This is a genomic window from Mycobacterium sp., assembly GCF_052145595.1.
Taxonomy (GTDB): Bacteria; Actinomycetota; Actinomycetes; order Mycobacteriales; family Mycobacteriaceae; genus Mycobacterium.
This window is the reverse complement of the sequence record NZ_JBKQOI010000210.1, coordinates 14,483-27,844: the sequence shown is the minus strand read 5'-3', so window position 1 is coordinate 27,844 and position 13,362 is coordinate 14,483. Positions and strand designations below refer to the sequence as shown.

The following is a 13,362-nucleotide window of genomic DNA, read 5'->3' as shown; positions in this document are numbered from 1 at the left end:
CAGCTCGGCGTCCGTGTTGACGTTGGTCAGCGGACGGGAATCAGAGGTGACGATCCGCTGAGTGTCCGATACGCCGACCAAGGCGCGCATGGAGCGCTCACCGGCGGCCACCAGCGCATCGGCTCGGTCGGCCAGATCGGTTCGGTATACCGCGGCCAGGAAGTGATCCTGGCCGTCCCACGGCAACACCACTTCGGCGTTGGTCTCAACGGCCCTGCGAACGAGATCGTCGATCAGCTCGACGGCCAGAAACGGCATGTCGACGGCGCAGACGAAGGCGAACTGAGCACCCGCCTCCGCGGCCGCGCGCAATGCCCGCGCGGTCGCCGGCAACGGCCCCAGCCCGCGCAATTCGTCGCGGATGACGCGGGCAGCCGGCAGCGCGGGCAGTCGTTGCCCTTGGGCGGCCATTACGAAAACCGGATCGCAGCGCTGCCCGAGAACGCCGGCCACGTGCTCGACCATCGTGGTGGCGTTGGGGCCGGCGGAAGACCCCGGGATCGGCAGGCCGGCCTTATCACGGCCCATACGCCGCGATTCACCTCCAGCGACCACTACCCCGGCCAGTGACACTGCGTCGGGCATGAACTCGGACACGTCAGTCGACGGTCCAGGTGTCGCGCCCGCGCATCAGCGATTGCAGCGCGGCGGAGTCGAACGGCTTCGATGACTGGGCGGTGAGCACCTGAGAGCGCGCCGCGTCATCGTAACTGGGCCGGCTGATGTTGCGGAAGATTCCCAGCACGGTGTGCTCGAGATTCTGATCGGACAGCCGGGACAGCGCAAACGCGTATGCGGAGTCGTCGGCGTGCGCGTCGTGCACGACGATCTCCTCGACAGCCACGTTGGCGGTCTTGGCCACCTCGAGGCTGAAGCCGGACTTCACCACGCAGTATTCGCCGTTGGCGCCGAAGACAATTGGCTCGCCGTGGCGGACGTTTATCAGCCGCTCTTCGGCGCCCTCCTTGCGCAGCGCGTCGAACGAGCCGTCGTTGAAGATGGGGCAGTCCTGCAGGATTTCGACGACGGCAGCGCCTCGGTGCTCGGTGGCGGCGCGCAGCACCTCAGACAGCCCGTTTCGGTCGGAGTCCAGGGCTCGCCCGACGAAGGTCGCCTCGGCGCCCAGCGCCAACGACACCGGGTTGAACGGGTGGTCCAGCGAACCCATCGGCGTCGACTTGGTGATCTTTCCGATCTCCGAAGTGGGCGAGTACTGGCCTTTGGTCAGCCCGTAGATCCGGTTGTTGAACAGCAGGATCGTGATGTTGACGTTACGGCGCAGCGCGTGGATCAGGTGGTTGCCGCCGATCGACAACGCGTCGCCGTCGCCGGTGACCACCCATACCGACAGGTCCTGGCGAGCCAGCGCCAGACCGGTCGCGATCGCCGGCGCGCGCCCGTGGATCGAGTGGAACCCGTAGGTTTCCAGGTAATACGGGAACCTGCTGGAGCAACCGATGCCGCTGACGAACACGATGTTCTCGCGGCGCAACCCGAGCTCGGGCAGGAAGTTGCGGATGGTGTTCAGGATGACGTAGTCACCACAACCCGGGCACCACCGCACCTCCTGGTCGCTGGTGAAGTCCTTGGCCTTCTGCGGCTGGTCCGTGGTGGGCACACCGTCGTTTTTCTTCACCCCGGGTGTCAACCCGAGGTCGGTGCCCGCCAGATTGCCAATCGCACTTGTCGTCATGCGTCAGCTCCCGCTCCAACTGTTGCCGCCGACAACCTGGCGACCGTCGTCTTATCGTCTTCTATTTCGGCCAGCGTTCCGCCCAGCGCCGCGCGGATCACGCGCCCGACCTCGTCGGCCAGGAACGCGACGCCCTGAACCTTAGTGACCGACTGTACGTCGACCAGGTACTTGCCGCGCAGCAACAGCGCCAGCTGGCCAAGGTTCATCTCGGGCGCCACCACCATCGGGTACCGCCGCAGCACGTCGCCCAGGTTGGCCGGGAACGGGCTCAGATGGCGCAGATGGGCGTGCGCCACCTTGACGCCCTTGCGCCGCGCCCGCCGGCAGGCCTCACCGATCGGGCCGAAGGTGCTGCCCCAGCCGATCAGCAGCAGCTCCGCGTCTCCGGTCGGATCGTCAACTTCCAGATCCGGAACGGAGATGCCGTCGATTTTGGCCTGGCGCAGCCGGACCATGAGGTCGTGGTTGACCGGCTCGTAGGAGATGTTGCCCGAGCCGTTGGCGGCTTCCAGCCCGCCGATGCGGTGCTCCAGGCCGGGAGTACCTGGCACGGCGAACTGGCGAGCCAACGTTTCCGGGTCGCGGGCGTAAGGCTGGAAGGGCTCGTCCGGCTTGGCAAGGTTGTGCTTGATGGGCGCCAGTTCGCCGACGTTCGGGATCCGCCACGGCTCCGAGCCGTTGGCGATTGAGCCGTCCGACAACAGGATCACCGGGGTCTGATACGACAGCGCGATGCGCACCGCCTCGAGCGCCGTGTCGAAGCAGTCGGAGGGAGATCGCGGCGCCAGCACCGCCACCGGCGATTCCCCGTTGCGGCCGTAGAGCGCCTGCAGCAGGTCGGCCTGCTCGGTCTTGGTGGGAAGCCCGGTCGACGGGCCGCCGCGCTGCACGTCGATGACCAGCAACGGCAGTTCGGTCATCACGCCGAGCCCGATCGCCTCGGACTTCAGCGAGATGCCCGGCCCCGATGTGCTGGTGACCCCGAGCGCGCCGCCGTAGGAAGCGCCAATCGCCGCGCAGATCCCGCCGATCTCGTCTTCGGCCTGGAACGTGATCACGTTGAAGTTCTTGTGCTTGGACAGCTCGTGCAGGATGTCTGACGCCGGCGTAATCGGGTAGCTGCCGAGCACCACCGGGATGTCGGCCAGCTGCCCGGCCGCGATGATGCCATAGGCCAGCGCGGTGTTGCCCGAGATCTGCCGGTATTCGCCGGCCGGCAAGGTGGCCCGGGAGACCTCGTAGGTGGTGCCGAAAGCCTCGGTCGTTTCGCCGTAGTTCCAGCCCGCCTTGAGGGCGAGCACGTTGGCCTCCGCGATGTCGGGCTTGCGGGCGAATTTCTCCTTGATGAAGTTCTCGCTGGTTCGGATCGGCCGACCGTACATCCATGACAAAAGGCCCAGCGCGAACATGTTTTTGGCGCGCTGGCCGTCTTTCTTCGATGCGCCGATCGCCTCGACGGCCCCCAGGGTCAACGTGGTCATCGCGACGGAGTGCACGACGTAATCCGACAGCTCGTCGGACTCCAGCGGGTTCGTTACGTAACCCACCTTCGTCAGGTTGCGCTTGGTGAATTCGTCGGAATTGGCGATCACCATTCCGCCGCGCGGCAAGTCGCCGATATTTGCCTTCAATGCCGCGGGATTCATGGCCACGAGGACGTCGGGCCGGTCGCCGGCGGTCAAGATGTCGTAATCGGCGATTTGAATCTGGAAGGACGAGACTCCGGGCAGTGTGCCTGCGGGGGCTCGGATCTCGGCGGGATAGTTCGGCTGGGTCGCCAGGTCGTTTCCGAAAAGCGCTGCCTCCGACGTGAACCGGTCGCCGGTCAACTGCATTCCATCGCCGGAGTCGCCGGCGAATCGTATGACGACTTGTTCTAGACGCTGCCGCTCGGAGCCGGTATGCGAAGACCCGTTTTCAGAATCGGACCCGGCTCCGCTGCCGTTCGGATCCACGTTCCCGCCTCCCATTTGTCCACCGGACAGGCACTCCGCCGAAGTTCCACGTTACGCGCCGTCGAAGCGACTCCGACACAGTTCCCTTTTATGTCACTGGCGGTAGCGATTATGGCACCGCTTTTCGCTCGGAATGGCCATTTTCGCGCCCCTGCACGCGGCTGGTTTGGCAATAAAAGCCCAGGTCAGCGGCGCGCTGACAATGCCGACAAGCAAAACTGTGGTGTTGATCACGTCTGTCGCACGGACCCGAGTTTCGTGGGCGCCACAGCGCGTCACACCCGCACGGAACGGCACCGCATGGCTCGCGGTGGACGTCCGGGACGTACTCCTCGACGCGCTAGGCGCTCTTGTCGCGGCGCTCACTGCGCGACGGCTTGCGCGGCACGATCGTCGGCAGCACGTTGTCCTGCACGGTCTCCTTGGTCACCACCACTTTGGCGACATCGTCGCGGCTCGGGATGTCGTACATCACCGGCAGCAGCACTTCTTCCATGATTGCCCGCAGGCCACGGGCGCCGGTGCCGCGGTGGATCGCTTGATCGGCGATCGCTTCCAGCGCGTCGTCCGTGAATTCCAGCTCCACGCTGTCCATCTCGAAGAGCCGGGTGTACTGCTTGACCAAAGCGTTCTTCGGCTCGGACAAGATCTTGACCAACGAGTCCATGTCGAGGTTGGTGACCGAGGCGACCACCGGAAGCCGGCCGATGAATTCGGGGATCAAGCCGAACTTGATGAGGTCCTCGGGCATGACGTCGGCGAAGTGGTCCGAGGTGTCGATCTCGGCCTTGGAGTGCACCTCGGCGCCGAAGCCCAGACCACGCTTGCCGACGCGTTCGTAAATGATCTTTTCCAACCCTGCGAACGCCCCCGCGACGATGAAAAGCACGTTGGTGGTGTCGATCTGGATGAACTCTTGATGCGGGTGCTTGCGGCCGCCCTGCGGGGGAACCGACGCCTGCGTGCCCTCCAGAATTTTCAGCAAAGCCTGCTGAACGCCCTCACCGGAGACATCCCGGGTAATCGACGGGTTCTCGCTCTTGCGGGCGATCTTGTCGACCTCGTCGATGTAGATGATGCCGGTCTCGGCGCGCTTGACGTCGTAGTCGGCGGCCTGGATGAGTTTGAGCAAGATGTTCTCGACGTCCTCGCCGACGTAGCCGGCTTCGGTCAGCGCGGTGGCGTCGGCGATGGCGAACGGCACGTTGAGCATTTTGGCCAGCGTCTGAGCCAGGTAGGTCTTGCCACAACCGGTGGGTCCGAGCATCAAGATGTTCGACTTGGTCAGCTCGACCGGCTCGGACCGGGAGTCACGGCTCTTCTCGCCGGCCTGAATCCGCTTGTAGTGGTTGTAGACCGCGACGGCCAGCGTGCGCTTGGCGGTGTCCTGCCCGATGACGTACCCCTCGAGGAAGTCCCGGATCTCGGCGGGCTTGGGTAGTTCGTCGAGCTTTACGTCGTCGGCGTCGGCGAGTTCCTCTTCGATGATCTCGTTGCACAGATCGATGCATTCATCGCAGATGTACACACCGGGGCCCGCAATGAGTTTCTTGACCTGCTTCTGGCTCTTCCCGCAAAACGAGCACTTAAGCAGGTCACCGCCGTCTCCGATGCGCGCCATGGTGCGTAGGGCCTACTTCCTGTTCGCCGTTCGTCTTGTTGTGCCGCATGTATTCCCCGACGCTACCCGCTTGCTCGGGCCGGACGCGACCATTAGCGCCGAATCGCGTCCTTGGTATTTCGGGGGTGTTCATGCCTTCCGTCTGGATGAAACATATAGGCAGACGGCGTCCGTCACTCACCGAGACGCGCAATCCGTGTCTTTGGCGTGTCGCGGTCGTTACCCGACCGAGGCAGGCGTGCCGTCGAACCCCTGGTGCCGGCCCAAGCCGGCGATCCCGCGAGGTTTGGGCAGACCTCCAAGAAATAACCCTACAGTGACCGGGTGGGATTGGCTGCGGGATTTACCTTGCCCACCGAATCGGTGCTGATCAGCGACGGCGGCCTGGCAACCGAGCTCGAGGCGCGCGGTCACGACCTTTCCGACCCGTTGTGGTCGGCGAAGCTACTCGCGGAAGCCCCGCGGGAGATCGTCGCGGTGCACGCCGCATACTTTCGCGCCGGTGCCATGATCGCGACGACGGCCAGCTACCAGGCATCGTTCGAGGGCTTCGCGGCCCGCGGAATCGACCGGGACGAAGGCGTCGGGCTGCTGCGCCGCAGCGTCGAACTCGCCAAGGCCGCGCGCGACAACGCCGATGCAGCCGACCGCTACGTCGCCGCCTCGGTCGGACCGTACGGCGCGGCGCTGGCCGACGGGTCCGAATATCGCGGACGCTACGGCCTGTCCGTCGCGGCCTTGAGGCAGTGGCATCGACCGCGGCTGGAGATCCTTGCCACCGCCGGCGCGGACGTGCTCGCCCTGGAAACCGTGCCCGATGTCGACGAGGCCGAAGCGCTCGTCGACCTGGTCCGCGGGATCGGCATGCCGGCCTGGCTGAGCTACACCATCGACGGGACGCGAACCCGCGCCGGGCAACCACTGGAGGAAGCGTTCGCGGTCGCGGCGGGGGTGCCGGAGATCGTCGCGGTCGGCGTCAATTGCTGTGCACCCGACGACGTGCTGCCCGCAATCCGCAGCGCGGATATCGGTAAGCCGGTGATCGTCTACCCGAACAGCGGCGAGCGTTGGGACGGCCGGCGCCGCGCCTGGACGGGTCGATCCCGGTTTTCTGCACAGCTCGCGACGCAGTGGGTCGCGGCCGGGGCTCGCATCGTGGGCGGATGCTGCCGGGTGCGGCCGGCAGATATCGCCGCTGTTCGCCGAGCGTGCAATCAGCGCGAAAAATCAGTCGAAAATCCGCAGTGAGTGCACGTTCGGCGAAAACTCACGCAGTTTGAGCCGACAGCTTCCGGTATTCCAGAACGGTGTCGATGATCCCGTAGTCCTTGGCCTCTTCGGCGGTCAGGATTTTGTCGCGGTCGGTGTCTTTGCGGATCGTCGCGGCGTCCTTGCCGGTGTGATGGGCCAAGGTGGTTTCCATCAGCGTGCGCATCCGCTCGATCTCGGCGGCCTGGATTTCCAGATCGGAGAACTGGCCCTGAATCACGCCCGACAGCGACGGCTGGTGGATCAGCACCCGGGCGTTGGGCAGCGCCATCCGCTTGCCCGGCGTTCCGGCGGCCAGCAGCACCGCCGCCGCCGAGGCGGCCTGACCCAGGCACACCGTCTGGATGTCGGCCCGCACGTATTGCATGGTGTCGTAGATCGCCATCAGTGAGGTGAACCCGCCGCCGGGCGAGTTGATGTACATGGTGATGTCGCGGTCGGGATCCAGCGACTCCAACACCAGCAGCTGCGCCATGATGTCGTTCGCTGACGCGTCGTCGACCTGCACGCCCAGGAAGATGATGCGTTCCTCAAACAGCTTGTTGTAGGGGTTGGACTCCTTGACGCCGAAGCTGGAGTGCTCGATGAACGACGGCAGGATGTAGCGCGCCTGAGGCTGGATCTGAGGATTCACTGTGCTTCTCCATTGGTGATGTGTGCGGCGCGGGTGATGATGTGGTCGACGAAGCCGTATTCCAGGGCTTCCGGGGCGGTGAACCACCGGTCGCGGTCGGAATCCGCCTCGATGCGTTCGATCGGCTGGCCGGTGAATTCGGCGTTGAGGCGGAACATTTCTTTCTTGATGACGGCGAACTGCTCGGCCTGGATGGCGATATCGGCCGCGCTACCGGTCACCCCGCCCAGCGGCTGGTGCATCAGGATGCGAGCGTGCGGCAGCGCGTAGCGCTTGCCCTTGGTGCCGGCCGCCAGGAGGAATTCGCCCATCGAGGCGGCCATGCCCATCGCATACGTGGCGATGTCACACGGCGCCAGCACCATCGTGTCGTAGATCGCCATTCCGGCGCTGATCGATCCGCCGGGTGAATTGATGTAGAGCGAAATGTCCTTGGTGGCGTCCTCGGCGGCGAGCAACAGGATCTGTGCGCACAGCCGATTGGCGATTTCGTCGCTCACCTCTGAGCCCAGGAAGATGATGCGCTCGGACAGCAAGCGCTCATAGACCGAGTCGGTGAGGTTGAGACCCTGCGAGTTGGAACGCATGTCAGTCACGACTGGGTTACCTGCTTTCTCGAGTTGCGTATGCCACCGACCCTAACCAACCAAGCCCGCTGTTCGCCGGTCGCGCACCCCCTGAAATGGGCGCGTTCGCTCACAGCGTCATGGCCGGTCATTCCGCTTCGTCGTCGGAAGTGTCCGACGCTTGGACCTCCGCCTCGGCCCCCGCCTGTTCGGAGGCCTCGGCGCTCGAGTTGTCGGCCTCCTCGGCCTCGCCCGCTGGCTCGGCCCCCGCCTGTTCGGAGGCCTCCGGACCGCGCTTGCCGAAGAGGTCGCTGGTGTCGACGGCGTTTCCGTCGGTATCGGTGACCGTGGCCGCCTCGACCGCCGCGGCGATCGCCAGGCCGCGCCGCACATCGGCGAACATGGCCGGCAGCTGGTTGTTCTCCTGAAGGTAGGCGAACAGCTGCTGCGGCTCGATGCCGTATTGCCGGGATGTCGCCACCAGGCGTTCGGTGAGGTCCTCCTGGCCGACCTGGACCTGCAAGTCATCGGCCAGCGCATCCAGCAACAGCTGCTTCTTCACGTCCGTCTCTGCGGCGGTGCGCGCCTCGGTCTCGAACTCCTCGCGCGACCTGCCCTGCTCGGCGAGCACCTCGTCGAGCTTGGCTTCGTCGTGGTCCAGGCCGTGCAGCGCGCCGTGCACGGCGCTGTCGAACTGCGCCTGGACGACCGCCTCGGGCAGCGGCACGTCGACCTGCTCGAGCAGAGCGTCGATCGTGGCGTTGCGAATCTGCTCGGCTTGCTGGGCGCGCTTGACCTGACGCACCTGGTCGCCGAGGTTGGACCGCAGCTCGTCAATGGTGTCGAATTCGCTGGCCAGTTGGGCGAACTCGTCGTCGGGCTCCGGCAGTTCCCGTTGCTTGATCGACCGGACGGTCACGGTGACTTGCGCGTCCTGCCCGGCGTGCTCGCCGGTCGCCAATTTCGCCGTGAATTCCCGGGACTCATCGACGGACAATCCGACCAGCGCATCGTCGAGGCCCGCGATGAGCCGGCCCGACCCGACCTCGTGGGACAGGCCCTGCGCAGCCGCGTTCGGCACATCCTCGCCGTCGACGGTGGCCGACAAGTCGATCGAGACGAAGTCACCGAGCTCCACCGGCCGTTCCACCCCGGTCAGGGTGCCGAACCGGGCGCGCAACGACTTCAGTTCAGCCTCGACATCGTCGTCGCTGACCTCGACCGGATCCACCGATACCTTCAGTGCGCTGAGGTCCGGAAGGGCGATCTGGGGGCGGACGTCGACCTCGGCGGTGAATGCCAGCTCCTCGCCGTACTCCTTTTTGGTGACCTCGATGCTGGGCTGACCGATCGGCTTGACCTCCGAGTCCGCGACCGCCTGTCCGTAGCGGCCGGGCAGCGCATCGTTGACCACCTGGTCGAGCATCGCTTCCCGGCCGAAACGGGCCTCCAGCAACTTCGCCGGCGCCTTACCGGGCCGGAATCCGGGCAGCCGCACCTGTTTGGCCAGCTCTTTGTAGGCCCGCTGGAAATCGGGCTCGAGCTCGGTGAAAGGCACCTCCACGTTGATCCGCACCCGGGTGGGGCTCAACTGCTCGACGCTGCTCTTCACGGGTGTGCTCCTTGGTGTCTGGTCGGTGGCGCTGGTCGGGGTGACAGGATTTGAACCTGCGGCCTTCCGCTCCCAAAGCGGATGCGCTACCAAGCTGCGCTACACCCCGCGCTGACCACGCGATCCTACGGCCCTTCATCACCAGGTTGGCCACGGGCTTCGCGGGCACCTTCCAAGACCTCGAGACCTCACGGAGCGATCACGGAACCGCTTCGATTAGATTTGATGTTCGCCGCCAGATACAGTCTCGCTCGACTAATACTCGCGGGCGTAGCTCAATGGTAGAGCCCTAGTCTTCCAAACTAGCTACGCGGGTTCGATTCCCGTCGCCCGCTCGGGCTAGGTTTTGCTCGATAGAAAGGCGCCATGAGCGACCTGAAAGCGGACGCTGACATCCATGGCTCATGCGCTTCGGACTTCGTCGCGGTGCGCGACGCGTTCGAGCGGAACTTTGCGCTGCGCAAGGAGGTCGGCGCGGCCGTCGCGGTATGGGTCGACGGCGACCTCGTCGTCAACCTCTGGGGCGGCTGGGCCGACGCGGCCGGCACCCGGCCCTGGCAACAAAACACCCTGACCACGGTGCTTTCCGGCACCAAGGGGCTGACTGCCACCTGCGTTCACCAACTGGCCGACCGCGGCGAGCTGGACCTGCAGGCGCCGGTGGCCCGCTATTGGCCCGAATTCGGGCAGGCGGGCAAGGAAGCCATCACGCTGGCCATGGTGATGAGCCACCGATCCGGTGTCATCGGGCCGCGCACCCGCATGGGTTGGGAAAAGGTCGCCGACTGGGACTTTGTCTGCGAGCGGCTGGCGGCCGCGGAACCCTGGTGGGAGCCGGGCACCGCCCAGGGCTACCACATGACCACCTTCGGTTTCATCCTCGGCGAGGTGTTCCGCCGGGTGACGGGCCGCACGGTCGGCCAGTACCTGCGCACCGACATCGCCGAACCGCTTGGCGCTGACGTCCACATCGGCTTGTCCCGGGCCGAGCAAGCACGCTGTGCCGATCGGGTGAACAAGCCGCACGCCCGCGATCTGCTGGCCGACGCGCAAGCGCCCGCCTACCCGACCAGCCTGGCCGAACACCCCAAGGCGGGACTGTCGATTTCCATGGGGTTCGCCCCCGACGACGAACTCGGCTCCCACGACCTGGAGCTGTGGCGTCGGCTCGAGTTCCCGGGGACCAACGGTCAGGTGTCTGCTCTGGGGTTGGCGACCTTCTACAACGCGCTCGCGCAGGAGAAACTCCTCAGCCGCGAGCACATGGACCTCGTCCGGGTATGCCAGGGCGGATTCGAAACGGATTTGGTGCTGGGCCCTCGGGTCGCCGACCACGGCTGGGGTCTGGGTTACATGCTCAACCAGCGTGGCGTGAACGGCCCCAACCGCGGGATCTTCGGCCACGGCGGCCTGGGCGGCTCATTCGCGTTTGTCGACCTGGAGCACCGAATCGGCTACGCGTATGTGATGAATCGCTTCGACGCCACCAAGGCGAACGCGGACCCGCGAAGCGTCGCCCTCAGCAATGAGGTCTACGCCGCGCTGGGAGTTACCCCCACCTGAAGCGCGCCGCTACGGCTAGATGAAACCGCGCCCCGCCGGCTTGGGCAGGGCGCGGTTGATTGCACCGACCGACAAAGGTTTAACGAGGCCCCCACGGCGGCGGCGGCGGCGGTCCCGGCGGTCCCCACGGGCCACCCGGCGGTGGCGGCGGCCCACCAGGCCAGCCCGGGCCCCAGGGGCCGCCCGGCGGTCCCCCGCGCCAGTCATGGCAGTTGTTCCAGTCCCAGTTATTGCCCCAGCCCGGGTCCCAAAATTCACCCGGGCACCACTGCGGGAAGGGCCCCGGCCGTGCTTGCGCGTCAACCCAATGCCCACCCCGGCCGCACCCAAAATGGCGGCCCCAGCGAAGATCGTTGTGGCTAAGCGAGGAAGGGTTTTCACGGTGTGGCCTATACGCACGCGGTGGCCGCTCGAAACTGAAAACGCCAGCGTTTCTTGCGGGGATTTCGCGAATCTGACAAGAGTCGCGTCACGTTTGACAGACTGGGCACCAAAATACGTTTCGGCCCTCCAGCACTGCCATGCGGATTGCTGTCCCGCACACCCGGCACGGCTCGCCCGCGCGCCGGTACACATACGTCCGGGGCCGCCCGGTCAGGTATGACGGTCGACCGTGGTCGTGTTCGGGCCGCACCGCGATGATCTTGCCGCGGCGCAGACCGACCTTCATCAAAGCCACCAGATCGGTCCACGCCGCGTCGAACTCTGCCTCGCTAATCCCCCGGCCCGACCGGAACGGGTCAATGCGGTGGCGGAACAGCAACTCGCTGCGGTAGACGTTGCCCACGCCGGCGATGACGGTCTGGTCCATCAGCAACGCGCCAACAGGCCTGCGGGACTTGGTGATCCGGGTCCACGCCCACGACGGGTCGGCATCGTTGCGCAACGGGTCGGGACCGAGCTTGGCCACGACGTCGCGGACTTGGCCCTCGTCGATTACTTCGCATACCGTCGGGCCACGCAGGTCGGTGCCGTAGTCGGCGCCGATCATCCGCATCCGCACCTGTCCGACCGGCTCCGGCAGCGCACCGCCGGGGCCTGAGGGAACGGGCCATTCGGTGAACGCGCCGTAGAGACCCAGATGCACATGCACGATCGGGCCGTCGGCGTAGTGATGGAAGAGGTGCTTGCCCCAGGCGCTGGCACGCCGCAGCACCCGGCCGTCCACCACGGCGGCCGCACCGGCGAAGCGGCCCTGCGGGCTGGACACCGCGACCGGTGCGCAGGCGAATCGGCGCTGATGCAACCGGGCCAGCCGGTGCAGAGTATGCCCCTCGGGCATGCGGGTCTCTCGGGCCTTCTCTCAAGCCTTAGCGCCGGGCACCGGCGGCGCCTGGTGGGTGCGTTCGTATTCGGAGAGGATGTCGATACGCCTTTGGTGGCGTTCGGCTTTCGACCATGGCGTGGTCAGGAACGCGTCCACGAAGGACAACGCCTCGGGCACGGTGTGCATCCTGCCGCCGATGCCGATCAACTGCGCGTTGTTGTGCTGACGGGCCAGGGTCGCGGTCTCGACGCTCCACGCCAGCGCGCAGCGGGCCCCCGGGACCTTGTTGGCGGCGATCTGCTCACCGTTACCCGATCCCCCCAGCACGATGCCGAGGCTCTCGGGGTCGGCCACCGTGCGCGTTGCGGCGGCGATGCAAAACGCGGGGTAGTCGTCCTCGGCGTCATAGCTAAAGGCGCCGCAATCGATCGGCTCGTGTCCGGCTTCCTCGAGGTGCTCGATGATCTGCTGCTTGAGCTCGTATCCGGCGTGGTCAGAACCCAGGTAGACGCGCATGCCCGCAATCCTTACACAGCGGCGCGCCGCCCGGTCAGTCGAATTCGGGCGGCTCGGTGCGGGTCCGCTTGAGCTCGAAGAAGTGCGGGTAGGCCGCGAAAGTCACCGAGGCGTCCCAAAGCTTGCCCGCTTCCTCGCCACGCGGGATTTTCGAGAGCACCGGTCCGAAGAAAGCCACGCCGTTGACATGGATGGTCGGCGTCCCGACATCGTCACCGACGGCGTCCATCCCGGCGTGGTGACTCTTGCGCAGCGCGTCGTCGTATGCGTCGGTGTCCGCGGCCGCGGCCAACTCCGCCGGCAGGCCGGCGTCGGCAAGCGACAGCGTGATGACCTCGTCGAGGTCCTTGTTGCCCTCGTTGTGAATCCGGGTGCCCATCGCGGTGTACAGCGGGTCCAAAACGCCGGCCCCGTGCGCCTGCTCGGCGGCGATCGCCACCCGCACCGGGCCCCACGCCTTCTTCATCATTTCGCGATATTTTTCGGGCTGGCCTTCGCGGTTTTCGTTGAGTACCGCAAGGCTCATGACATGGAAGTTCACTTCGATGTCGCGAACCTTCTCCACCTCGAGGATCCAGCGGGACGTGATCCAGCACCATGGACACAGCGGATCGAACCAGAAGTCGGCTTGGCTTTTCACGGGGGCCTTCTCGGACATAGCGT

Annotated in this window: 12 protein-coding genes and 2 tRNA genes; 3 read left to right on the top strand and 11 right to left on the bottom strand. The window is 65.9% G+C overall.

The genetic code is table 11. The features are described from left to right. The 4 genes from mobA to clpX form a co-directional block, all read right to left on the bottom strand. On the bottom strand, positions 1-585 hold a 585-nt coding region (mobA, locus tag ACLP4W_RS19155), incomplete at its 3' end, for a molybdenum cofactor guanylyltransferase (protein WP_442388604.1). A gap of 13 nt (positions 586-598) precedes the next feature. Further along, positions 599-1,693, bottom strand: coding sequence for a 2-oxoacid:ferredoxin oxidoreductase subunit beta (locus ACLP4W_RS19150; RefSeq protein WP_442388598.1), 1,095 nt, complete (start codon positions 1,691-1,693; stop codon positions 599-601). Next, a complete protein-coding gene (locus ACLP4W_RS19145; protein WP_442388597.1) occupies positions 1,690-3,651 on the bottom strand; it encodes a 2-oxoacid:acceptor oxidoreductase subunit alpha in 1,962 nt (653 codons plus the stop codon). Before ACLP4W_RS19145 ends, ACLP4W_RS19150 begins: the two co-directional genes overlap by 4 nt. A gap of 340 nt (positions 3,652-3,991) precedes the next feature. Further along, the gene (gene clpX / locus ACLP4W_RS19140) at positions 3,992-5,272 is read right to left on the bottom strand and encodes an ATP-dependent Clp protease ATP-binding subunit ClpX (RefSeq protein WP_442388595.1); all 1,281 of its coding nucleotides are present in this window, start codon (positions 5,270-5,272) and stop codon (positions 3,992-3,994) included. 324 nt (positions 5,273-5,596) lie between these two features. On the opposite strand from clpX, the gene mmuM reads away from it, so the two are divergent. Further along, positions 5,597-6,520, top strand: coding sequence for a homocysteine S-methyltransferase (gene mmuM, locus ACLP4W_RS19135; RefSeq protein WP_442388593.1), 924 nt, complete (start codon positions 5,597-5,599; stop codon positions 6,518-6,520). Between the two features lie 19 nt (positions 6,521-6,539). On the opposite strand, the gene clpP2 is transcribed toward mmuM, so the two are convergent. The 4 genes from clpP2 to ACLP4W_RS19115 all read right to left on the bottom strand — a co-directional run bounded on the left by clpP2 (position 6,540) and on the right by ACLP4W_RS19115 (position 9,462). Continuing rightward, positions 6,540-7,175 carry an ATP-dependent CLP protease proteolytic subunit ClpP2 gene (gene clpP2, locus ACLP4W_RS19130; RefSeq protein ID WP_442388591.1) on the bottom strand — a complete coding sequence of 212 codons (636 nt, stop codon included), beginning with the start codon at positions 7,173-7,175 and terminating at the stop codon, positions 6,540-6,542. Next, positions 7,172-7,762, bottom strand: a complete 591-nt coding sequence (gene clpP1 / locus ACLP4W_RS19125; protein ID WP_066961410.1) for an ATP-dependent CLP protease proteolytic subunit ClpP1 — start codon at positions 7,760-7,762, stop codon at positions 7,172-7,174. Before clpP1 ends, clpP2 begins: the two co-directional genes overlap by 4 nt. A 127-nt stretch (positions 7,763-7,889) precedes the next feature. After that, positions 7,890-9,353 carry a trigger factor gene (gene tig, locus ACLP4W_RS19120; RefSeq protein WP_442388589.1) on the bottom strand — a complete coding sequence of 488 codons (1,464 nt, stop codon included), beginning with the start codon at positions 9,351-9,353 and terminating at the stop codon, positions 7,890-7,892. A 32-nt stretch (positions 9,354-9,385) separates the two neighbouring features. Next, positions 9,386-9,462: transfer RNA gene (locus ACLP4W_RS19115), tRNA-Pro, on the bottom strand. Between the two features lie 155 nt (positions 9,463-9,617). On the opposite strand from ACLP4W_RS19115, the gene ACLP4W_RS19110 reads away from it, so the two are divergent. Both ACLP4W_RS19110 and ACLP4W_RS19105 read left to right on the top strand, forming a co-directional pair. Next, positions 9,618-9,688: transfer RNA gene (locus ACLP4W_RS19110), tRNA-Gly, on the top strand. 31 nt (positions 9,689-9,719) lie between these two features. After that, positions 9,720-10,916, top strand: a complete 1,197-nt coding sequence (locus ACLP4W_RS19105; protein WP_442388588.1) for a serine hydrolase domain-containing protein — start codon at positions 9,720-9,722, stop codon at positions 10,914-10,916. Positions 10,917-11,385: 469 nt separating this feature from the next. Here ACLP4W_RS19105 and ACLP4W_RS19100 read toward each other — a convergent pair whose 3' ends face one another. The 3 genes from ACLP4W_RS19100 to ACLP4W_RS19090 are packed head-to-tail and all read right to left on the bottom strand — an operon-like array spanning position 11,386 to position 13,357. After that, positions 11,386-12,198, bottom strand: coding sequence for an Fpg/Nei family DNA glycosylase (locus ACLP4W_RS19100; RefSeq protein ID WP_442388586.1), 813 nt, complete (start codon positions 12,196-12,198; stop codon positions 11,386-11,388). A gap of 21 nt (positions 12,199-12,219) precedes the next feature. Further along, positions 12,220-12,699 (bottom strand): ribose-5-phosphate isomerase, encoded by a 480-nt coding sequence (locus ACLP4W_RS19095; protein ID WP_442388584.1) that lies wholly within the window; start codon positions 12,697-12,699, stop codon positions 12,220-12,222. A gap of 34 nt (positions 12,700-12,733) precedes the next feature. Further along, a complete protein-coding gene (locus ACLP4W_RS19090; RefSeq protein ID WP_442388582.1) occupies positions 12,734-13,357 on the bottom strand; it encodes an Rv2466c family mycothiol-dependent reductase in 624 nt (207 codons plus the stop codon). Positions 13,358-13,362: the final 5 nt, after the last annotated feature.